Origin of the sequence: uncultured Photobacterium sp., from assembly GCF_947502415.1 — a bacterium.
Lineage (GTDB): Bacteria > Pseudomonadota > Gammaproteobacteria > Enterobacterales > Vibrionaceae > Photobacterium.
Genome location: NZ_CANMZV010000026.1, coordinates 1 through 23,438 on the forward strand (window position 1 = coordinate 1; position 23,438 = coordinate 23,438).

The window sequence follows — 23,438 nt, forward strand, 5'->3', positions numbered from 1 at the left end:
CCCGAGTGGCCAAAGGGATCAGACTGTAAATCTGACGGCTCCGCCTTCGAAGGTTCGAATCCTTCCCCCTCCACCATCATTCAAGCCAGTTGCGAAAGCAGCTGGCTTTTTCTTTATCTCTTCTTTCTGCTATTCCCCTCTCCTTCGCAAAAAAGACAGACCATTCAACAAAATTAAAACCTGTCTTTAAAATGAGATTTCGCATTCAAGTAAAAGAAACTACAATAAAACCAGATGCATATCATGTATAAATACAAGGATGTCGAATGCCCCCTTCTGCCAATACCCATCAGGCTCAGACTGAGATTAATTTCAGTAAACTAAAACTACTGATTGTTGATGACCAGCGAAGTGCCGCCTTAATGCTTTATAGCATGATGCAAAAACTTGGAATGAAAAATATCGACACCACACTAAGTTATCAGGATGCCATTGAGCGCTGTAAAATTAAGCACTACGATTTCTTGTTAGTTGATTATCACCTGGACAATACACTCAACGGCTTTGAACTTCTTTGCCTTTTGCGCCGTCGAAAATATGTTTCCGCAAGCTGTGGAGTTATTATGATTTCCGGAGATTCGTCAACGGAAGTGATCCTGACTTCAATGGCCGTAGAACCCGATAGTTTCATAACCAAACCCGTCACCTTATCGGTTCTAGAAAAAAAGTTTACCGATGCTCGAATCGCCAGCCAACAACGCAAACCCATCTACGACACACTCAACATTCACGGAATCCAACCCGCCATAGACCTGTGCAAACAAAAACTAAGGCAACAGGGGCATAACCACCGGATAGAAGAGCTACTACTGGATTTGCTCATAGAAAAAGGGGAATGGGAACAAGCCGAACGATTCACCAACATCTTAATAAAGGAAAATCCAACTCACAAAGTCAGCCTTATTAAGGCAAGAATCGCTCACCACAAAGGCAAGCACGCCGAAGCTATTGCGATGCTTCAACAACTCATTCAACACTCTCCGCTCAATATTGATGCTTACGACTACTTATCCAACTTTCTGGAAGAAAAAAAACAATATCATGAAGCCCTAGTAACAGCTGAAACAGCTTTACAATTTACCCCCAGCATCAGCCATCGAGCCTTGAAAGTCGCACAACTTGCAGCCAATCTCGACAAAAGTGATAACGTCATTGCCGCAGGCAAAACCCTTGCGGCAAGGCTGCCTATCATCGATATTAGCTGGCTGATCCGGTTTGCTGAATTTACCGCTATCTTTGAACAGGTATATTTCCTTCAATCGTATTCAAGTCGCCGCAAGCGGCTAAGACAAGAGCTGAAAGCCATTCACCAGCGAGCATTTTCCAGACTGTTACCCCACCAGCAGCCATTCCTTGACTGCTTTGGGCACATAACTATGGCACGCCTCTCTCTTGCCGAAGAGCAACCGCTCAAAGCCAAACGCCGACTGATGTTAGGATTATCACCCTACTTCGACATCATTAATAAATTACCTTCGGTTATCCTGGCTGATGTCCTTCCCACCTTAATTAACCTTGGTGAAACCAAAATCATCGGGGAGATTAACCGTGCCCTAAAGCTAAGAGACAGCTTCGACGACCACAGCCAAAACCGCCTGGATGCACTGAAGCAAAATGAGGCTCTCATTCAATCAGTCAAAAACCTTGAAACAGTATTGGCCCATTGCTATCCATTATTAGCCAATCGCCCAGAGGAAGCACTGGCTCTCTATGAGCAAATACTGATTGATTACCCATACTGTACGGAAGCGCACTTGGGCCGGCTTCAATGCCTCAACCAATTACATGTTTTTGAGCCAAGCCAAACCCGCCTGAGCCTACAGGCAATCTCTTCCATGCCGCTACCGGAAGATCTCGCCCTTTGGCGAGACCAATTGCTGTCAACGATGGCAACAGCAAACACTTCTTCACCACAGCAAGTACAGATGGCTGTGACTTACCAGCGAAAAACAACCCGCTACCTGCAGATCGGTAATAACCGGGCTGCCTAGCGACCGTGTGGTGATGTCAGATCCAGCATCGGTCCGACAGGTACGATACCAGTAGGATTAATCATAGTGTGACTGAAATAGTAATGACGCTTGATATGATCAAAATCGACAGTTTCCGCAATTCCCGGATATTGATATAGCTCTTTGAGGTACCCCTGGATATTAGGGTAATCGGCGATCCGTTTCAGGTTACATTTGAAGTGACCGACATAGACAGCATCAAAACGAACCAGAGTGGTAAATAATCGCCAATCAGCTTCTGTCAGGGTATTTCCAACCAAATAACGGCTATCTTCTAGGTGGGATTCAAGTTTATCCAGCGCGGCAAACAGTTGATAGAAAGCTACTTCATAAGCTTGCTGAGTAGTTGCAAAACCGCAGCGATAAACTCCATTATTAATACTCGGGTAAATAAAATCATTCCAAGTATCAATTGAACGTCGCAATGACTCGGGGTAATAATCATCCTCATTCCCTGTCAGATCATTAAAAGCAGCATTAAGCATGCGAATAATTTCAGATGATTCATTGCTGACAATCGTATGGGTCAGGGTGTCCCACAGAACGGGAACGGTCACTCGCCCGGTATAATCGGGCTTAGCCTTAGTATATAGCTGATGCATAAAACGAAAGCCATAATTAGGTTCCGGCTCACTGAATACCCAGCCCTTTTCCCCCATCTCCGCACTGACAATGCTAACACCAATATGAGATGCTAAGCCCTTCAGCTGACGGAATATCATGGTCCGATGCGCCCATGGGCACGCCAGTGAAACATAAAGATGGTATCGGCCTGATTCGGCCTTAAAGCCTGGCTGTCCTTGTGGACCGGCACTGCCATCAGCCGTCAGCCAATGACGAAATCCCGCATCTTCCCGTACAAACTCTCCGCCTTTTGAATGGGTTTCATACCAGACATCATGCCACACACCATTAACTAACTTACCCATCGCCGCCTCTCTGTTACTCAGTAATTTGACTTGAGTATACGAGAGGCAACAATAGAGGTCGGCACGATAGGATTGATGATGTTATTCGAAGTTTCTGAATAAACCGGCCACACTAGCGACCACCACACTCATGAAGAAAAATAATACTGCTTGGACACAGATTCATTAGCCATGCACTGCAGCACACCATTATAAGACAAGTAGAAACTAAGTGTATCACCAACCTGATAACAGGAATTTGCGTCAGTGATATCAAGGATCAAGGCATTTTGCGTGGCACCAATGATCATCACACCATCATCAGCCGGGGTTAGCTGGCTAACATCAACATGTTGCTTGCCAATCGCGCAAAGCGCCCTTAACCGGACTCCGCGGTCATTAAACTGGAGGTCGTCATTACACGAATCGGCATTGACTGAATAAACAAAAATAGAAGATTTTTCTTTTACCTCAACGAGTCCAGCTTTCAACTTCATTGCCGATTGCGGCATTCCCGGTATCGAAGTATCACTTAAGCCAATCCCCATGATTAACGAACGCCCCAAACGAAGCTGATTCAGGCGAGGCTCATCTTTTCTGGGCATCATCAATACAATCCCGGCAATACCTGTTCCAGAAATTGCCTCAAGCTTGTGATAGCTCGCCGATTCATCGTGTACTTCTTCATCAACAGATAATTCTGTCGACGACTCAATCTCACCATAACATGCCAAATGGCTACCAATACCGACAAACGTCAGGCCAGGCAATACCAGTACCAATTCAGCCAAACTTTCGGTGTGAGAACTATCAACCCCTTCATCAGACGGCTCATCCAAGTCATGCATAATGATAACTTCATGGCGTTTATTGGCCTTTACAGCAGCCTGTGACAGCGCCTCAAGTACCTTTCGATCAGAATGCAGCGAGATATCTGCATGATGAACAACATCATCAACTTCAGTAATCAAAGGACGTCTTAACAACATTTTTCTGATTGGCAGAGCTTTCAGCTTCATCAGGTTTTTTACCTGTGTATCACCAATGGTGGTAATACCGCCAATCATCATTGCCCGAGCAATCGGCTCGGAACCTTCCACCAGTCTGGAAATCCCGACCGGAATAACCCCTTTATGATTACAAAGACGAACGAGTTTACGAGTATTCTCTTCGATTATGCCAAGGTTAATTGTTAAGGAAGGGTGTTGCATATAAAAAAACCACTAAAGTACTACAAGAAAGAGCGCGTATTTATATAGGATTAGTCTCATATTTAAATAGCTATTTTATGATATCTACTTGACCATTTAATTAAGTAACACATAACAACAAAGCGAACCCCGGCCTGAATCGTTCATTTTTCCACCAACGAATGCAGTTTGCTTAATCTTTCTTTATTCCAAACAGGAAAACCAATCATTCACTAACTTTGTTTAATAAATATTCCAAATCGGTATTTTCGTTAATATCATGGGCATTAGTGATAGCCGCCACCAATGCTTTAGCGGCACAAGATAGGTCATTCTGATCATTCATGGTCAGATAAAAATTAGGGTTATACTCCAAACCATCTACCGTCGATATTTTCACCATCTCTCCACGATCGACCCAAATCCGAGCATAGTGTTCAGGCAAATAACCAATGAAATATCCGGACAGGATCATATGTGCCGTTGCCTCCATGCTTGTGGTTTTCGACTTATATAAGTCATCATTTGCATAGCTCAATGGCGTAACGTTATGCGCCAGCCCACGATCCACTACAGGATGGTTCAAAATATCATCAATAGTAGCTGTGCGTTTTATTGCTAGTATTGGATGCGAAGGCGAACAATATAAAAACTGTTGCTCATTAAACAGATAGATATATTGCAGGCCATTTTTAAAGACTTCCGGAGAAGTCACACCAATATCCAAATTGTTCTCTAGTAAATTCTTTTCTATTAAAGAAGTGTCATATATTTTGGTATTGATGTTGACTTTCGAATATGTCCGACAAAAAGTACTAATTGCACTTTGAATATGACAATCTCTATTGGTCGCTAAATTATCTGTTAAGCCAAGATTAATGCTTCCGCTTGAAACTGTACGAATATCATTAATCTTTTCCTGAAAATCGTTAATATGCAGGAATAGCTCTTTACTTATCTCATAAACTTTCAGACCATCATTAGTTAAATGAAACCCTCCTCTTCCGCGTTGGCATAATGTCATACCAAGACGGGTTTCCAAGTCACTCATTTTTTTACTAATACTGGATTGATGCATATTTAATTGGTATTGCGCAGCAGAAAAACCGCCGCTATCTGCAATCACCAAAAAAAGCTTCAGCAGACGGATATCAATATCATCTATTGGCTTCATTGTTATTAATTTTTTTGGATGAGAATCGGACAAATTATCACATATAGGAATACCATAAAAGCGTGATCTTGTTCTCAAAATACAAGTGAAAAAATGTAATCACTTTTAAATTAAAATCGACAGTTCCCCTGCTTCAGCAACCCATTTAATATGCTAAAATCAGCAGCTGCACGTTGACAGCCTGATAATCATGGAATAAACATAATGAAAGTCATCTCGTTCAACATTAACGGCCTTCGTGCCCGCCTCCACCAGCTTCAAGCTCTTATCGATAAGCATCAACCAGATGTGATCGGCCTACAGGAAATTAAGGTACATGACGAAGCCTTTCCTCTGGAAGATATTGAAGCCATGGGGTACAAGGTTTACCACCATGGACAAAAAGCGCACTACGGCGTAGCCATGCTTTGTAAGCATGAACCAGTCGAAATTCGTAAAGGGTTTCCAACCGACGATGAAGATGCCCAGCGCCGCATGATCATGGCAACGTTCGAGTCAGAAAATGGCAAGAAAACCACCATTCTCAATGGCTATTTCCCGCAGGGTGACAACATCAGCCATGAAACCAAATTCCCGGCTAAAGAAAAGTTCTATGCCGATTTGATGGCTTACCTGGATACCCACCACAATAATGAAGAAGAAGTCATTATTATGGGCGATATCAACATCAGCCCGATTGATCTAGATATCGGTATCGGCCCGGCGAATGCCAAACGCTGGCTGAAAACAGGAAAATGTTCTTTCCAGCCAATTGAACGCGAATGGTTGAAAAACCTGCTTGATTGGGGGTTTGTTGATACCTTCCGCCAATTGCATCCTGACGCGGATGACCAGTTCTCTTGGTTTGACTATCGCTCAAAAGGCTTTGTTGACAACCGCGGCCTTCGCATTGACGTTGTACTGGCAACGCCATCACTGGCTGAACGTTGCATTGAAGCGGGCATTGACTACGAGCTACGCGGAATTGAAAAACCATCGGATCACGCGCCGATCTGGTCGACATTCAAATAAACGGCTCCAATAAAAAACGCCGGCGTTGCAACCAATGCCGGCGTTTTTATATCTAATCACTTTATTTCCAAACTATTTATATAGCCCTTATCAACTCAATGGCCTTAGGTGCCTCATCCAACGGCTTTCCAGTTTGCGAAAGCACCAAATAATGACAAATGTCAGGGCCATATAACATAAACCGGCAAACAAGAACGATTCGAACGGCGCGTAATAACGTGAGTTGACGATTCGGGCAGCTCCCGTCAAATCAACGATGGTAACAATCCCGGCAACAGCCGAACCATGCAACATGAAAATAACTTCATTACTGTATGCCGGCAGTGCTCGGCGCAGTGAGCTTGGCAATATCACCCGGCGAAATGCCTGAGCGGAACTCATACCATAAGCCGTGGCAGCTTCAATTTCACCTTTCGGCATACTGTTAATTGCACCACGAATAATTTCAGCAGTATACGCCGCCGTATTCAGGACAAAAGCCACCAGGGCACAGAACCAGGCCTCCTGCCATAGCGTTCCCTGAACCGAAATCATCTGACTAAGCCCGTAATAAATCAAATACAGTTGGATCAGCAGTGGTGTACCGCGGAAAAAGTAAATAAACGCCCACGCAGGCCCGAAAAAAAGCGGAAACTGGCTATTTCTGGCAATGCCAATCGGTATCGCAATCACTAGGCCGATAATCAGAGCAACAAATACCATCCATACTGTGGTATAAAAACCTTCCAGATAAAGCGGCCAGCTTTCACCAAGAATACTAAAGTCCATTATCTACCTCGTATGAATACTGAATTTACGCTCTACCCATTTCAATGCGGATGTTGAAAGTGATGTAAATAACAGGAATATGACAGCCACCGTCATATAAAACGTAAATGGCATCTGCGTGGTACCAGCCGCCAGCGCGCCCTTACGTACCATATCATCTAAGCCAATAATCGAAACCAAAGCCGTCGTTTTAAGCAGTACCAGCCAGTTGTTACCGAAACCAGGCAGGGCATGGCGGATCATCTGTGGCAACAGAATACGGCGAAAAGAAAGAAAGCTGCTCATACCGTAAGCCTTGCCGGCCTCCAGCTCACCTTTATCAACCGCCAGGATCGCCCCGCGAAACGTTTCCGCCATATAAGCACCAAAAATAAACCCAATCGTTAAAATACCGGCGATGAACGGACTTATTTCGATATAGTCCGGCAGATAAGCAATCCATTCATGGTTAGGATCAGAAGATAAGAAATACTCGTTAAGCCATTCATTAATCCGGTAAAGGCTGTCATTAAGCAGCATCTGCCCACCGAAAAAAATCAGCATCATCAATACCAGATCAGGAATGCCACGGATCACTGTGGTATAGAGAGTGGCAATAGCCCTGGCCCAGCGATAGGGAGATAACTTTGCCAGCGCTCCCAACATCCCCAGGATCATAGCCAGCACCAGTGATAGCAAAGCAACCTGAAGGGTCACCCATGCTCCTTCAGCCAGCGACCACTCATATCCTTTTAAATCAATCAAGGGAATACTCCGTCAAATTACAAAGGTAAGAGCGAATCCCGGGGCAAAAGCATGCAAAGCCTTTATTTATTGCCTTCAAATATCTACAGGTCCGCCCTCTTAGCCAGGGGCCTGCTAAATTAGGCCCCAGCTCTTCGAGGAAGGGAATTACTCACCATAAACATCATAAGCAAAGTATCGGGCTGCAATTTCCTGATAGATCCCTTTCTCACGCAGTGACTTGATTGCCGCATCAAGCTTCTTAGTCAGATCTTTATCCTGCTTGCGAACGGCAATGCCGAAACCGTCCCCGAACCATTGAGGGTCTGTCAGTGACGGGCCGATAAACTCATAGCCATCTCCACCTTTCTTGTTCAGCAAGCCTTCCTCAAGTGCCGAGGCATCGCCCAAAATAGTAACAATTCGCCCGGCTTTGAGATCCAGGTAGGCATCATCAAAAGAACCATAACGAACAATAGATACCGAATCACCGTAGTTATCTGTCAGATATTTATCGTGGGTTGTTGCACGCTGAACACCCACTTTTACCCCTTTCAGGCCAGCTTTAGTGAACTCAAGCTGAGTCCCCTTCTTGGCAACAAACTTATTTGGGATCAGGGCATATTTGCCCGTAAAGTCGATTTTCTTTTTTCGTTCATCGGTAATCGACATGGCAGCGATAATGGCATCATACTTACGCGCCAGTAGTGAAGGGATAATACCGTCCCAGTCCTGAGCGACAATCTTGCATTTAACCTGTAACTCTTTACATAGGGCATTTGCCATATCGACATCAAACCCCTTCAGCTCACCACTTGGCTCTGTCCAGCTAAATGGAGGATAAGCACCTTCAATACCAAAACGTACAACTTTCCATTCTTTGGCCTGTACCGATGTTGCAGCCAAAGTTGAAACTACAGCCGCAGCAAAAATCCATTTTTTCATTATCTACTCCTGTTGTGTTTGTCTACCGCACCAGCATGTCCCCAAACATTAGCCAGTGCAGTAATTGAAATCCTGATCTCTGAGTTTAGTAAATCGATGAAATAAACTGCTGCAATCTTTCTGATTCCGGATTAGTGAATAACTTGCTGGGACACCCTTGCTCCTCGACCAAACCCTGATGCAAAAACATCACCTGGTTTGACACATCACGGGCGAATGCCATTTCATGGGTCACCACCAGCATCGTTCTTCCTTCCTGAGCCAAATCCTGCATGACCCCCAGCACTTCACCTACCAATTCCGGATCAAGCGCCGAAGTCGGCTCATCAAACAGCATCACTTCCGGGTCAACCGCCAACGCCCTGGCAATCGCAGCCCGCTGTTGCTGACCGCCAGAGAGATGACCAGGATAGTAATTACGACGTTCATACAAGCCGACTTTCTTTAATAATTCCTCGGCTTTCTCGATCGCTTCAGCTCGTGGTACGCCCAACACATGAATTGGCGCTTCAATCACATTGCCGAGAACCGTCATATGCGACCAAAGATTAAAACCCTGGAAAACCATTGCCAGCCGGGATCGAATACGCTGTACCTGCTTTTCGTCCACAGGCAAAAATTCACCCCGGCGATTGGTTTTCATCTTGATCAATTCCCCGTTCACCCAAATTTCACCCTGAGTCGGTATTTCCAGCAAATTGATACAACGTAGAAACGTACTCTTTCCTGAACCGGAAGAGCCAATAATCGAAATAACATCACCACGATGAGCTGTCAGTGAAATTCCCTTAAGGACTTCATTCTGACCAAAAGACTTATGCAGATCCTTTACATCAAGCGCCACTTGTTCTGCCATGCGCGCCAACTCCTGTTGCTCCGTGAATCAAAAAATAAGCCCGTCAACAATATGGGGTATCACCGCTGTTTCAGCCAATATTGTCTCTCAACAACAGATAGCGATATTGTCTATTTTCCGAGCTCCTCACCGAAAGTATCACCACATACAATAATTGACAACATTTTGTTAACCTGAAACACAGTAGAATCAATAGCTGATAGTGATGAATAAATACTCACAAATCAGCGACATTAACTAATTTGCCAACAACAAAGACATGAGGTAGCTTAATGCGACAAAATTGCCTTAATGTACGTCATATGGATTGACCAATGTTTCAAACCAATTTTTATGCTGTATCTCGTCAAGCTTGTAAGCTATTAGTTATTGGTTTTGCCATCTTTTCTTGTTACTTGAGTGCAGCGTCACCTGAACAAGAAAACAGAAGCATTCTTACCCTTGTACCGGAATATAAAGATACAGTTACAGCTAATTTTAATCCGTACTCAAAATCAAGCATGCCAACAACACATGAGTTCATCTTTGAGCCTCTGATCATTTTCAACAGCCTGCAAAACAACAAGCCAGAGTATCGGCTTGCTACCCACTACAGGATAGACAAAGATCTCAAAGGGATCAGTTTTACCCTGCGAGAAAATGTCAGTTGGTCAGATGGAAAACCATTCACTGCTGAAGATGTCATATTTTCTTTTTACCTAGCACAAAAGTATCCAGAACTTGACTCACATGGCATAAACCAGTGGATAAACAGCATCCACCTTCGTCAGCCTAATGAAGTCTATTTTCAACTCACCAAACCGAATGCTCTTATTGCCTACACCTTAGTTTTACTGCCAATCGTCCCCAAGCATCAATGGGAAAAAATCACCGACCCAGCTCGCTATGCTAACGCCGTTCCAATTGGCACCGGCCCCTATACTCAGATAGAACAGCTGGACGAAAATAGTTATCTGCAATGTAAAAATCCGACTTACTGGCAAGCAAACCAGCGCCACATCGACTGCCTGCGCTATCCTAGAGTAACCAATAACGATGATTTCATTGCCAGAGTCAGTAAAGGGGAATTCGACTGGACAGGCTCATTTATCCCGGATATCGAGCGTCACTACCCCTCCCTCTCTCCCCATTTTAATTATTGGCTACCACCTGCTAGCACTATCAGCCTGATGTTTAACTTCAAGGTACCCGAACACGAGGTAAAGGCCATTTTCAGCCAAGTCTGGTTTCGCCGGGCGATCTCAATGTCCGTTGATCGTCAGTTACTCATTGATATCGCAGCATTCGGCCAAGGCGTACCTTCAGCCTTTGCCTCAGGAATGAGCCAACGGTTCAGCCGCTGGGCCGATCCTGTTGCGACGGAAAAATACCGTCCTTATATGACCTTCAATCCAGAGCTGGCAAAAGAAGAGCTGGATTACCTGAAAATAATCGATACCGATGGTGATGGCTGGCGGGAACTACCATCCGGCAAAAAGCTGGAATTAACGATTCTGACGCCAAAAGGCTGGTCTGATTTCAATACCACATCCTTATTACTTGCAGAGATGCTCGGTGACATTGGTATCAGGATCCGTCCACAGCAAACAGAGTTTAGCGAATTTGCCGAACGGCTAACCAATGGCGACTATATGTCGGCCATTACCAACTACCCGCAAGGACTGACACCATTTAAATATTTTGACACGGCCTTTAACAGCCTATATCAAGCGCCGCAATACCCGCGCTACGCTATGCACTTCTACCGCAATCCGCGTGTCGATACCCTGCTGGCCCAGTTCCCGACAGTCTCCAACGCTCGTAAACGTCTAGCCATTATTCATGAGCTCAACAACATTATCGCCAGAAAGCAAGTCACTGTGCCGCTATATAACACCGTACAATTTTACCAATACAACACACAGCGCTTTACCGGCTGGTTCGACAAAGAGAACCCGGACGCCAGTCCGCTGGTCTGGCCGCAAACACCAGAGCGCCTGCTGCATGTACTGACATTAAGGCCGAAAAGTTAGAAAGACAGAGGAAGAAGGACAAAAGGAAGAGGTAAATTTCAAGAATCGATTTTTGAGATTAAGGAAAATAGCAAGGCGAGTGAAATAAACTATCTTCACTCGCCTTGTTGTACTTTAGCAGGACATAGAGATTGCAACTCTATTGCGAAACTCAGCCCTAGTAGTTACATCATTGCCGCACCAGCAAACAAGATAATAATGGTTGCGACCAACACCATGATCACAAATGGCATTACCCACTTAAGGAAACGCTCATAAGGGATCTTAGCCAGTGCCAGACCAGCCACCAGGTGACCGGCAGTCGGTGCAAAAATATTGATCCAACCACTTGCTGACTGATAAGCCGTAATGATCAAGTCACGACCGATACCGGAAAAATCTGCCAAAGGAGCCATCAGCGGCATAGAAACCGTTGCCAGGCCAGATGTCGACGGAATGAAGAAGCTCAAAACAATGTGAACAAAGTAAGTCACTACCACAAAGACACCCGATGACAAGCCTGTTACCACGCCTTCAGCCCAGTTCAGGATAGTATCGATGATGACACCGTTATCCATTACCACGTAAATACCACGGGCAACCGCCACCACCAGCGCAACACCAATCAGGTCTTTGGCACCTTCCATGAAGGTTTTGATGAAGTCCCCTTCAGACATCCGGTTAATAACAGCAATCACGATGGCTGCGGTCAGGAACAACGTAGACAGTTCATCAAACCACCACCACAGGGTTGGGATCGCCGTGATCCCCATGTCTTCCCATGGAATAACACCGTAGATCATCACCAGGAATGCACCAAAGAACACGCCCATGGTCAGCTTCTGTTTACCCGTGAATTCACCATCATCTTCTTTGACATGAGAGAACTCATCATCAAACTCAATATCTGCCAACACAGAGTGTGACTTATCGGCTTTGACTTTCGATGCGTAACGCATGACGAACCAAGAAGCCATCACAACCAATACCGTCAACTGGATCACTCGCAGTCCGATACCTTCACCGATTGGCAGACCGGCAAAGCCGGATGCAATACCGGTTGCAAACGGGTTAACCGTGGATGCCAGCACACCGACACCGGAACCGAGCAGAATAATCCCCGCCGCAACCATACGGTCATAGCCAGCGGCTGCCATAACCGGCAGGATCACCGCCCAGAAAGCAACGGTTTCTTCCGCCATCCCGTAAGTCGAACCACCGAGTGCAAACAGAGTGATCAGTACCGGGATCATCATCTGCTCACGACCATGGAACTTACGGACTATCGCCGCAACCCCGGAGTCCATCGCGCCGGTACGCATGGTAACAGCCAAAAAGCCACCAATCACCAGTACAAACAGTGCAACATCCACCGCCCTGTGGAAGCCTTTGATTGGTGCCATCAGCACATCAATCACCCCTTGTGGTGAAGATTCCAATTCTTGATAAGAGCCCGGAATGGGTAACAGCCGTTCACCGCCGGCATAATCCAATACTTCGGCAGCCGGGATCACTTGATCCGTTCCGTTAACAATATAGTCATACTTACCGGCGGGCATTATCCAGGTCAGCAATGCCACCAGGGCAATGATGATAAACAGGATGGTGTAAACCGTTGGCATTTTGAATGATTTTTTCATTTTGCCAGCCTCTGTTGCTGTCGTCATAGCTCTACTCCCTGCAATTGATAAATCGCATTCGCATACACATTCATCGCTTTGAGCATGTCATCAATGATCAAATACTCATTTGGCATGTGCTCCACTTTCTCACGACCGGGAAAAATAGCCCCATAAGCAACACAATTAGGGATAGCCCGCGCATAAGTTGCGCCCCCGGATGTCATAGGCTGACTTTCCAGATCACCACTTATTTCCTGATAGGACGCCATCAAAGTCTGAATGACCGGACTCTCTGCCGGCATATACAGTGATGGCAACACATCAAACTCTTCATACTGGAGGTCATACTGCTCGCAAACCGCCAGAATATCGTTATCAAAATCTTCTTTGCTAAAAGTGACAGGCACTCGGATATCGACTCCAAGCTTGCTGCGCAACTCGTTAACCTCAAGCTGAGCCACATTGAAAGTCAGTCGGCCACTAACATCTTCCACCGGACCAAAAATTTCTTTCGCATTAGCATCTTCACCAATCTGCTCAGCAACAAAGCAGACCGCAGGGTGAGTCACACCCAGCTGGCGCAGGGCGATACACAAACGCGCAATGGCATTAACGCCCTTGATATCTGAAGCCGCAGAGTGAGCCGCTTTACCAAAGACCGTGACCTCAGCATCTTCAGCCGTAAAATCAAAGCCCAACTCATCCAATTTCGCAGCCAGCTCTTCCCATAACGATCCTTCATATTTCGCCAGCTCAGGTACCGCATTCAAGGCACCGCCACAGTCCAACGGCAGTAAGTCATCTCCCGGCCCATGAATCCAGGATTGGATCAGCATTTTTTCAGCATGGATCAGCGGGAAGGCAGCATCAGGGGTAAATCCGCACTGAGGAACTTCTTCTTTTTCCAAATAGCGGTCGATACAACGCCACAAGGTTTCCTCATCAGTGCCGAAAATAAAACGGATCCGCTTATTCAGTGTTACACCACTGTCGATCAACGCCTTAACAGCAAACATTGCCGCCAATGTGGGGCCTTTATCATCCTGTGTACCTCGACCATACAACCTACCGTCACGAATTTCCGGTACAAATGGCTCTGAATCCCATGCCGAAAGCTCACCGGTAGGAACCACATCCAGGTGACCGAGCACACCAATCATCTGATCGCCATCACCTATTTCGGCATAGCCGTAATAACCTTCATGATCTTTATAAACGGCAAAACCCAATTCATGACAAAGTTTCAATGTCTCCGTCAGGCAATCATCAATCGACTTACCAAACGGCCGATCAGTATCATCATCTTCATAGACGCTAGGTATAGCCACTAAACGCTTCACTGCGGCAATATAGTCATCACGCATTGCGTTTATTTTTGATGCTATTGTTGCTTTCATCGTATCCCTCTTATTACCATCCAATTTAGTCTGATTTTAATTACAACCTCAGACTAAACTGATAAATAGTTATTAAATATCAGAATAAATGCCTCGCAGCCTCTCGTCTGACCAATTCATTCTGCTCTAGAGCAACATTTTGAACTGTGACTACTTTCACTTGATCTAATTTCAAGGTGGGATGACGGTCAAAAACTCGACAATTATTATTTCTTAGCTATCTGTTACAGGCGCGCAGATGGCATATGAACCCATAAAAAAACAAAGCATAAGTACGCTATTAAATAGAATAATATTTCAAAGTAATAAGGTGACAATTATTTTTTATAAATACCTCCTCGAACAATTCAAATTAACTTGAAACCTGACACTATAAAACAAGTGCAATAATAACAATTAGAGTAAATACCTCAATAAACTTAATTGAAATGTTTTATCTCAGCTCATGAAGAAATATTACCATTTACTTCACCAAATGAGGTTGGCTGTATTTTATTTTTAGCTTCAACTTAGAAATATAGATATATTTCCTCTATTAAGTTTCATCCATTGAACATATAATACCCATCGCGAACAGTTTATGTGTGGCAAGCATATTAAAATATGCAACTGCACTAATCACAATAAATATGCCATCTTCGTTCATGCGCCAATAATTACGTTGAAAAGTCATGCTAAATACAATTAAGAATCTACCACTGCGAATACTGCTTTCGTTATCCTCAGCTTTTGCTGTGCTATGTTTCATTATTACAATTATATTCAGCCAGAATCTAATTTCAGAGGTTGAAGATAATACTGACGTTGTCAATGATTTCATTGAATTTAATAGCGTAATGAAAGAGTTCCAGGACTTGCAGGATGTGAGCCGTATGAACTCAATCTATGCGCTTGGTTTTTATGACCGTCTGGACAAAATGGTAAGCTCCAATAAAGAAAACCTTGCTCAAATTCAGCGTAGCTTCAATTCCTTGATGCAGCAGGATAATGATGCCGTTACACCAGGAGTAAAACGTTCTCTCGAAACATTTGTTAATAATTACAAACTGTATGTGAAAGCCTCTGAAGATATGCGCGAACAACGCATAAAAATCAGAAAAACATACGATGCAACCAGCTGGATTACAACTGATGTAAAAGAAGCTGATACGCTTGTTACTCAAAACAGAAATGCTGAAGACCTGGCCAAGTGGAATACAGAAATTTCGCAAATGGCTGACACCTCCGGCCTGATGCTCTACCACATTGCAGTCGGTGTTAAAGGCCAGAGCCAGGAAGATACAAAAATCACTCTGGATCACATCCAATCTCTGCTTACCCAACTAAAACCATTTAATAATTGGTCAGAAAGCAAAAATCTGGTAAATAATACGCGCCTTTGGGAGCAGCAGATCAAACAAATTATCCAGCTGCAGAAAGAAAAGAAAGCAACAGTTAAGCATATGATTGATTTGGGTAATACCAACACTCAAATCATTACTAAACTGTCTCAGGCATCAAATAAAAAGACCGAGGTTCTGTCTAATACAACTACAAATTTACTCCAGTCAGTAACTAGCAGCCAGTTAATTGCAACGGTTGTTGCCACCATACTAGCCTTGTCGATCAGTATTCTGCTATCAAATGCTATCAGCGGAATTATGAGCACACTTTACCAAACGGTTAAAGATTTGGCTGAAGGCAAACTGGATATTCGTTCAAACATCGAAGGCAACAATGAAATTGGCCTATTGGGTGCCAGCCTGGATGAAGCAATTACGCAGCTAGCTCAAACTATCCGTGCCCTGCGTGGCTTAGGTGATGAAGTTGCGGCCTCATCAACCGAACTTGCCGCCGTAATGACTCAAAGTGAAGTCAACGGACGCGAACAACAGCAACAGGTAGAACAAATCACGACAGCTGTTACCGAACTATCGGCAGCAGCAAGTCAGGTGGATGGCTATGCCAAAACGGCTGATGAAAGAGCCCAGCAGGCACTGGAATTAGGTGAAGAAAGTACCGCTATTTCCCAGCACTCCCGACAGCTAACTCAGGAACTGGCAGAGCAGCTAAACGACACCTCAAGCCAGGTGATTGATCTTAATGAACAGAGCATCAAAATCAGTGAAGTAATCACTGTGATTGATAGCATCTCTGAACAAACCAACCTGCTGGCACTAAACGCCGCAATTGAAGCTGCACGTGCAGGTGAGAGCGGCCGAGGTTTTGCCGTTGTAGCTGACGAAGTTCGCGTACTGGCAGCCAAAACTCAAGATTCAACCCAACAAATCCAGACTATTATCGAACAGCTACAGCAAAAATCCTCAGCGGTTGTTGATGCAGTGAACAATAGTCTGGAAAAAGTTAACAGCAACAACGAAATTGCCGAGCAGGCCAACAATCAGATCGAATCAATCAGCCGTGCGCTGGAAGATATCAGCCAGGTTAATGGTGATGTAACGGCCTCAGTAGAAGAGCAAAGCCGTGCTATCGTAGATATTACCCAGAACATCAACAACATTAACGATATCATCAGCCAGAACGTGACAGGCATTAGCCAAAGTGCCGAAGCCAGCAGTCACCTATCTCAGCTGGCTGAAGATCAGAGAAACCGACTGGGTGAATTCCGGATAGGCCAATAAACACAACATCAACTCAGGAAGTGGCAAATATGCCACTTCCTTTTTTGCTATTCCCTCAACCAATACCTCCCACACTGAACGCTTTTCCACCTCACCCCTGCCATCCCGCCCGCAAATCAACCTGTTCACTCAATTATCCACCACTCAAATGCAAGTTAATGTATTTACAATACATATCTATGGCAATACACTACTGTTCGAACAGGAAAATATAAAACACAACACATTACAACCCGTTCATTATTCCCGTGTTCAATATGTTATTCCCATAAGGGATTTCCCATAAAATCCACACAATTAAGCTGCAATTTTCATGTTAAACACCATCAAAAATATACCATTACGTATACTGCTTTCTTTATCTTCTGCATTCGCAATTTTGTGCTTTGTCATTACGATCATTATTAGTCAGAGCTTGCTAAGTGAAGTGGATAACAACAGCGATAAAGTCTATGACAACATCGCCTTTAACAGTCAAATCAATCAGTTTCAAAACTTGTTTGATGCCAGCCGAATGCGCGGGATCTATGCGCTGGGTTTCTACCAGCACCTTGATGCTATGGTACAAACTAATAACAACAATTTGGCGACAATAAAGAGCAATTACAATAAATTACGAACCAGCGGTAATACTGCCCTTACACCTGAAACCCGCCAGTCACTGGAGCAGTTCATTGATAATTTCCAGCAATATACAGCAGGTTCTGAACAACTAAGACAGCAACGCCGTGCAATCAGAAAGATTTACGATGAAACCAGCTGGATCTCTACAGTACTGAACGAAGCTGATGTCCGGGTTACCCGAGACAGAAGCGCTACTGATCTGGCCTTATGGAATAAAGACATCGCCCAAATGTCAGATATCGCCGGCCTGATGATGTACAACATTGCCGAAGGGGTTAAAGATCAAAGCAAAGAGTCCACTCAAGAAGCACTGAAACATACTCGCTCGATGCTTAAACTGCTCCAGCCTTTCAAACAGTGGCCGGAAACTAAAATACTATTCACCGATGTACAGCTTTGGGAGCAGCAACTACTAACCATCATTCGCCTACAAAATGATAAGGGCAATACCGTCAAGAACATGATTGATTTGGCAAATAACAACACCAAATTAATTAACGCATTAGCGGAACAATCCAGAGCTAACACAGAAGAGCTGTCAAAAACCACTGACTCGCTATTGAGCTCAGTTACTACCAGCCAGATGACCGCCAGTGCTGTAGCCATCTTGCTTTCAATTACCATAAGCGTACTACTGGCAAACGCTATCAACCAAATCCTGCGTACCCTATACCTAGCGGTGCGTGATCTGGCCAACGGTAAATTAGATCAGCAAACCAACATTAACGGTAAGAATGAAATCGGTATGCTCGGTGCCAGCCTGGATGATGCGATTGCCCAGTTAGGCCACACTATCCGTGCCCTGCGTGGTGTCAGTGACGAAGTAGCCGCCTCATCAACCGAACTTGCAGCCGTTATGACTCAAAGCGAAGTCAACGGCCGAGATCAACAGCAGCAAGTCGAGCAAATAGCAGCCGCTGTTACCGAACTTTCAGCAGCAGCGACTCAAGTAGACGGCTATGCCAAAACAGCCGATGAGACAGCTCAGCAAGCACTGACTTTAGGCTCAGAAAGTACAATCATTGCCAAGCAAGCACGTTACCTTACCCAGGATCTTGCCGACCAACTGAACGACACCTCTAGCCAGGTAACTGATCTGAATGAGCAAAGTATCCGGATTAGTGAAGTGATCACTGTGATCGACAGCATTTCCGAGCAGACCAACTTGCTGGCGCTGAACGCGGCCATCGAAGCTGCCCGTGCCGGAGCCAGTGGCCGTGGCTTTGCCGTTGTTGCCGATGAAGTGCGGGTATTGGCAGCTAAAACCCAGGATTCAACCCAACAAATCCAAAGCATTATCGAACAGTTACAACAAAAATCTGCAGCCGTTGTTGACTCAGTAAACAGCAGCTTAGATAAAGTTAATAGCAACAATGAAATCACCGAGCAGACCAGCAAGCAAATTGACTCCATCAGTCAGGCACTTGAGCAAATCAGTCAGGTCAACAGTGATGTGACAACCTCTGTCGACGAGCAAAGCCGGGCCATTGTTGATATCACCGAAAGCATTAACAACATCAACGATATCATTAACCAGAACGTAGCGGGTATCAGCCAAACAGCCGAAGCCAGCAATCACTTGTCACGCCTAGCGGAAGATCAAAAAGAACGTCTGGGCGAATTCCAGGTCGCACAGCACGTTTAATATAAGAATGGTAATAAGGATGCCAGCTCCTTATTACCATTCTCTCTCCACAGGGAAACCAGTAATCCTCACACTTCTAATATCTAATTTGATACTTCTGTCACAATTGGGTTTCATCGCCTGAATTAGGTATACTTCGCGCCACTCAACACTCCTGACGAGATCGCTAATGAAAACATTTATTCCAGGTAAAGATGCTGCGCTTGAAGAATCCATCGAGCACTTTCAGACCCAGCTAAAAAATCTGGGCTTCAATATTGAAGAGGCATCATGGCTAAACCCGGTACCAAATGTCTGGTCTGTTCATATTCGTGACGTCGACGCGCCAATGAACTTCACCAACGGCAAAGGTGCCAGCAAGAAGGCTGCACTGGCTTCTGCACTCGGTGAATACTTCGAGCGCCTGTCGACCAACTACTTCTATGCCGACTACTACCTGGGTAAAGAAATTGCGGAGAGTGAATTCGTTCATTACCCGAACGAAAAATGGTTCCCGCTAAGCCTGGAAGAAAACCTGCCGCCAGAAGGTATCCTGGATGAACGCCTGACCCAGTACTACGATCCGACCATGGAACTGCTGGGTACCGATCTAGTCGACCTGCAGTCAAGTAATATGGAACGCGGGATCTGCTGCCTGCCATTCGAGCGTCAGAGTGACCAAGAAACTGTCTATATTCCGATGAACATCATCGGCAACCTGTACGTATCGAACGGTATGTCTGCCGGCAATACCAAAACAGAAGCGCGTACCCAAGGGCTTTCTGAAATTTTCGAACGTACGATCAAAAACCGTATCATTGCTGAGCGTATCAGCCTACCGGAAATCCCACCGCACGTTCTTAGCCGCTTCCCAGGCATTCAAGAATCAATCAACACCTTGGAAACTGAAGGCTTTCCGATTTACTGCTATGACGCTTCACTCGGTGGCAAGTACCCTGTTATCTGTGTTGTATTGCTCAACCAGCAAAACAATACCTGCTTTGCTTCATTCGGCGCCCACCCTCGCTTCGATGTTGCGCTGGAACGTACCGTCACCGAACTACTACAAGGCCGAGGTCTGAAAGATCTCAATGTCTTCCCTGAGCCGTCATTCGACAACGAGGAAGTTGCAGATCATCACAACCTGGAAACCCACTTTATCGACTCATCCGGCCTGATCTCCTGGGATCTGTTTAAAGCCGATGCCGATTTTGACTTTGTCGACTGGAACTTCAGCGGTACATCAGAAGAAGAGTTCAATCACCTGATGGCAATTTTTACCGAAGAAGGTACCGACGTCTATATCTCTGACTATGACTTCCTGGGTGTGGACTGCTGTCGCATCATCGTACCGGGCTGGTCTGAAATCTATCCGGTTGAAGAATTGATCGAAGCCAACAACAACGTAGCTTTGGAGCTGCGTGAAACATTTTTGGCACTACCTGATGCCGAATGGGATAGCGAACAGTACGCTGAAATGTATTCCATCCTGGAAGAAGAAGGCTTTGACGATTTCAACCGCCTGTACGAAGTCATCGGACTGGTACCTCAAGCCGATGACGCCTGGCAAACCCTCCGCATTGGCGAGCTTAAATGTCTGTTAGCCCTGGCTGGCGGCGATCTTGATTTAGCACTTGAATTTGCCAGCTGGTGTGTAGACTACAATGTCTCTACCTACAGCGCAGAACGTGCCTGCTTCTTCCGCTGTCTGGTTGCCAGCCTGAAGCTTGCTTTGGATGAAGAACGTGACCCGGCTCAATATAAAGCAGTATATGAGCGCATGTACGGTGCAGACACCGTTGCCGCAGCTTGGGGCTCTATTGAAGGAACAGTCCGCTTCCATGGTCTGACAGCCGGTGACCTGACAATGGAGCAATTCCCAGCCCATCAAAAACTGTTAGCGTCTTACCAAAAACTACAAAAAGCAAAAAAAGTGCACAGAATGTAGGTTTATTACAACTTTTGGCTATATAGATGGATGCCGGTAATTTCTTACCGGCATTTTTATTCATATAGATGCGCACAACGTTGTTTAAAAATAAAACAATTAAAAGCAACATCAGCAGAAGCTCCCTTGTAAACCACAAAATACGCGCTACAATAGGTAAAACCATTATAAAATAATAACTTAAAGCCAAAAGTTTCATTCAGAGCGTGTTCATATATCCGCTTTCATTATGAAATCCACTACATTTTTCATAATATTTCGTCTTTTCGCTCAATTTTTTTTGGTTTTTTTCTTATAATATTTTAGTCGTAGTGATCGAGATCAATTCCATTTAAGTATTCAAACGGTACACTCCGGATAAAATTTGGTGAAATATAATTACACTCATCGACGCTGCTAAATCACATTGTTCATTTTTTGAGTGACAAGCTACATTACAGAAACCAAATACAAGAATTATTTTAAACGTAGAACGAGGCAATTATGTCATCTGAAGAAAGAAGTTATCAGGAGCTACACCGCCCTGCCTCTGACTTCTCAAGTCGCTCAGACTATCTTGATAATGAGCTGAAAATCATGAAGCCGCGCCGCTTTGGCCTTAACCTGCCTGGCCGTGACTTCCGTTTCGAGCTTGAAGACCTGGTACCAGCACTTGCCGGTACTATCGGTATTATCGCAATGTACTCTGCGGTAATGATGTCTTGGGCTGACGGCCTGACCCAAGCTTGGGAGCATGTAAACTTAGGCAAAGAATTCGCTATCGAAGTTGCACGTGTAGAAATGCTGCTTCCAGCCCTTCTTTTCTGCGTTTTAGCATCCGGATTCATCAACCCCCGCGCCAACCTTGCTGGTAACCACGGTCCAATGATCCCGTTGATCGGTTCTATTGCCCTGGCCGGTGCACACCCTCTTGCTCTAGCAATCCTTCTTGGTGTATTCGGTCTGCTACTTAGTTACTTCAAAGGCGGTTCAAAACTAGTGAACCTAACCTCTGAAGGTACTGCCGGCGGTCTGCTTATCTTCCTGGGCTTTACCGGTACCATGAGCCAAATCGGCTCTATCCAGACTTGGGCAACCGGTCTGCAGTCGGCTGATGTCGCAGCAGGCAGCATGGGTTATGTTGGCCTGATCGTACTGGCAGTTAACATCATTCTTTATGCTTACCTGGCGCGTATCAACAAGCGTTGGCTAGCAATTCCGGCTTGTGCTATCACAGGTCTGATTGTTGCCCTTGTCTTCGGTGCTGGCTTCGACCTTAAATTCGAAACAGAGATGGGTCTGCCGAACCTTAACCCTGTTTACTGGTGGGGCAGCACAGAAGAAGGTTGGATGCTAGGTCTTCCAAACCTACAGCACTTCATCGCATCACTGCCATTTGCAATCCTGGCTGTTGCTATGTGGTCACCAGACTTCCTTGGTCACCGTATCTTCCAGGAACTGAACTACCCGAAAGGCACAGATAAAGTACTGATGGATGTTGATGACACTATGACTATGTGTTCTATCCGTCAGATGGTAGGTACTGCTCTGGGTGGTGGTAACATCACTTCATCTTGGGGTACTTACATGATCCCAGCAGCTATTGCGAAACGTCCTATCCCTGCAGGTGCAATCGTTCTAGGCTGTTTGGTAATGTTCATTGCAATCCTTGGCTTCCCAATGGATATCGCGGTATGGCCACCAGTAATGCGTATTGCACTACTTGTAGGTGTCTTCCTGCCTCTACTTGAAGCTGGTGTGCAGATGGTTAAAGACACTAAAGATTCACAGTCTGCTGGTATCTGTATCTTTGCATCTGCCGTTGTTAACCCGGTACTGGCATGGGCACTGACTATGCTTCTGGACAACAACGGTCTTATCGGCGACAAAGAGCGCGCAACTAAACTGTCTTTCGCAGACAAAGTAATCATCCCTGGTGGTGTATTGATTATCTGTCTTGTAGCGATGCTGGCAGTAGGTATGCTAGAAGGCCAATACGGCATTCCTGCATTACTATAATTTGAAGGCTGGGGCAGTATAAAATG

Annotated in this window: 16 protein-coding genes; 7 read left to right on the forward strand and 9 right to left on the reverse strand. The window is 45.1% G+C overall.

Going from position 1 to position 23,438, the window contains the following annotated elements; translation table 11 throughout:
• Positions 1–266: 266 nt before the first annotated feature.
• Positions 267–1,991 carry a response regulator gene (locus Q0852_RS20210; protein WP_299021338.1) on the forward strand — a complete coding sequence of 575 codons (1,725 nt, stop codon included), beginning with the start codon at positions 267–269 and terminating at the stop codon, positions 1,989–1,991.
• Here Q0852_RS20210 and Q0852_RS20215 read toward each other — a convergent pair.
• The 3 genes from Q0852_RS20215 to Q0852_RS20225 all read right to left on the reverse strand — a co-directional run bounded on the left by Q0852_RS20215 (position 1,988) and on the right by Q0852_RS20225 (position 5,317).
• Positions 1,988–2,941, reverse strand: coding sequence for a glutathione S-transferase family protein (locus Q0852_RS20215; protein WP_299021339.1), 954 nt, complete (start codon positions 2,939–2,941; stop codon positions 1,988–1,990). The two genes, Q0852_RS20210 and Q0852_RS20215, sit on opposite strands and share 4 nt — an antisense overlap.
• A gap of 128 nt (positions 2,942–3,069) precedes the next feature.
• The gene (locus Q0852_RS20220) at positions 3,070–4,131 is read right to left on the reverse strand and encodes an alanine racemase (RefSeq protein WP_299021341.1); all 1,062 of its coding nucleotides are present in this window, start codon (positions 4,129–4,131) and stop codon (positions 3,070–3,072) included.
• Positions 4,132–4,336: 205 nt separating this feature from the next.
• Positions 4,337–5,317, reverse strand: coding sequence for a LysR family transcriptional regulator (locus tag Q0852_RS20225; protein ID WP_367278174.1), 981 nt, complete (start codon positions 5,315–5,317; stop codon positions 4,337–4,339).
• 171 nt (positions 5,318–5,488) lie between these two features.
• Here Q0852_RS20225 and xthA point away from each other — a divergent pair, with 171 nt between their 5' ends.
• Entirely contained in the window at positions 5,489–6,295 is an 807-nt protein-coding gene (gene xthA, locus Q0852_RS20230; RefSeq protein ID WP_299021344.1) for an exodeoxyribonuclease III, read from the forward strand.
• A 90-nt stretch (positions 6,296–6,385) separates the two neighbouring features.
• On the opposite strand, the gene Q0852_RS20235 is transcribed toward xthA, so the two are convergent.
• From Q0852_RS20235 to Q0852_RS20250, 4 genes are all read right to left on the reverse strand, one after another.
• Positions 6,386–7,063: an ABC transporter permease gene (locus Q0852_RS20235; RefSeq protein ID WP_299021346.1), complete on the reverse strand. Its 678-nt coding sequence runs from the start codon at positions 7,061–7,063 to the stop codon at positions 6,386–6,388.
• 3 nt (positions 7,064–7,066) lie between these two features.
• The gene (locus Q0852_RS20240; protein WP_299021349.1) at positions 7,067–7,807 is read right to left on the reverse strand and encodes an ABC transporter permease; all 741 of its coding nucleotides are present in this window, start codon (positions 7,805–7,807) and stop codon (positions 7,067–7,069) included.
• A gap of 147 nt (positions 7,808–7,954) precedes the next feature.
• A complete protein-coding gene (locus tag Q0852_RS20245) occupies positions 7,955–8,731 on the reverse strand; it encodes an ABC transporter substrate-binding protein (RefSeq protein WP_299021352.1) in 777 nt (258 codons plus the stop codon).
• A gap of 85 nt (positions 8,732–8,816) precedes the next feature.
• Positions 8,817–9,587 (reverse strand): ABC transporter ATP-binding protein, encoded by a 771-nt coding sequence (locus tag Q0852_RS20250; RefSeq protein WP_299021354.1) that lies wholly within the window; start codon positions 9,585–9,587, stop codon positions 8,817–8,819.
• Between the two features lie 314 nt (positions 9,588–9,901).
• On the opposite strand from Q0852_RS20250, the gene Q0852_RS20255 reads away from it, so the two are divergent.
• A complete protein-coding gene (locus Q0852_RS20255; protein ID WP_299021356.1) occupies positions 9,902–11,599 on the forward strand; it encodes an ABC transporter substrate-binding protein in 1,698 nt (565 codons plus the stop codon).
• A gap of 164 nt (positions 11,600–11,763) precedes the next feature.
• Here the strand turns inward: Q0852_RS20255 and Q0852_RS20260 are convergent, their stop codons facing one another.
• A complete protein-coding gene (locus tag Q0852_RS20260) occupies positions 11,764–13,245 on the reverse strand; it encodes a YfcC family protein (protein WP_299021358.1) in 1,482 nt (493 codons plus the stop codon).
• Positions 13,242–14,597 (reverse strand): M20 family metallopeptidase, encoded by a 1,356-nt coding sequence (locus Q0852_RS20265; protein ID WP_299021360.1) that lies wholly within the window; start codon positions 14,595–14,597, stop codon positions 13,242–13,244. Before Q0852_RS20265 ends, Q0852_RS20260 begins: the two co-directional genes overlap by 4 nt.
• A gap of 671 nt (positions 14,598–15,268) precedes the next feature.
• On the opposite strand from Q0852_RS20265, the gene Q0852_RS20270 reads away from it, so the two are divergent.
• The 4 genes from Q0852_RS20270 to Q0852_RS20285 all read left to right on the forward strand — a co-directional run bounded on the left by Q0852_RS20270 (position 15,269) and on the right by Q0852_RS20285 (position 23,412).
• Entirely contained in the window at positions 15,269–17,218 is a 1,950-nt protein-coding gene (locus Q0852_RS20270; RefSeq protein WP_299021362.1) for a methyl-accepting chemotaxis protein, read from the forward strand.
• Positions 17,219–17,531: 313 nt separating this feature from the next.
• Entirely contained in the window at positions 17,532–19,487 is a 1,956-nt protein-coding gene (locus Q0852_RS20275) for a methyl-accepting chemotaxis protein (RefSeq protein WP_299021364.1), read from the forward strand.
• 169 nt (positions 19,488–19,656) lie between these two features.
• Positions 19,657–21,414: a 30S ribosomal protein S12 methylthiotransferase accessory factor YcaO gene (gene ycaO / locus Q0852_RS20280; RefSeq protein ID WP_299021367.1), complete on the forward strand. Its 1,758-nt coding sequence runs from the start codon at positions 19,657–19,659 to the stop codon at positions 21,412–21,414.
• A 483-nt stretch (positions 21,415–21,897) separates the two neighbouring features.
• Positions 21,898–23,412, forward strand: a complete 1,515-nt coding sequence (locus tag Q0852_RS20285; RefSeq protein ID WP_299021369.1) for a DUF3360 family protein — start codon at positions 21,898–21,900, stop codon at positions 23,410–23,412.
• Positions 23,413–23,438: the final 26 nt, after the last annotated feature.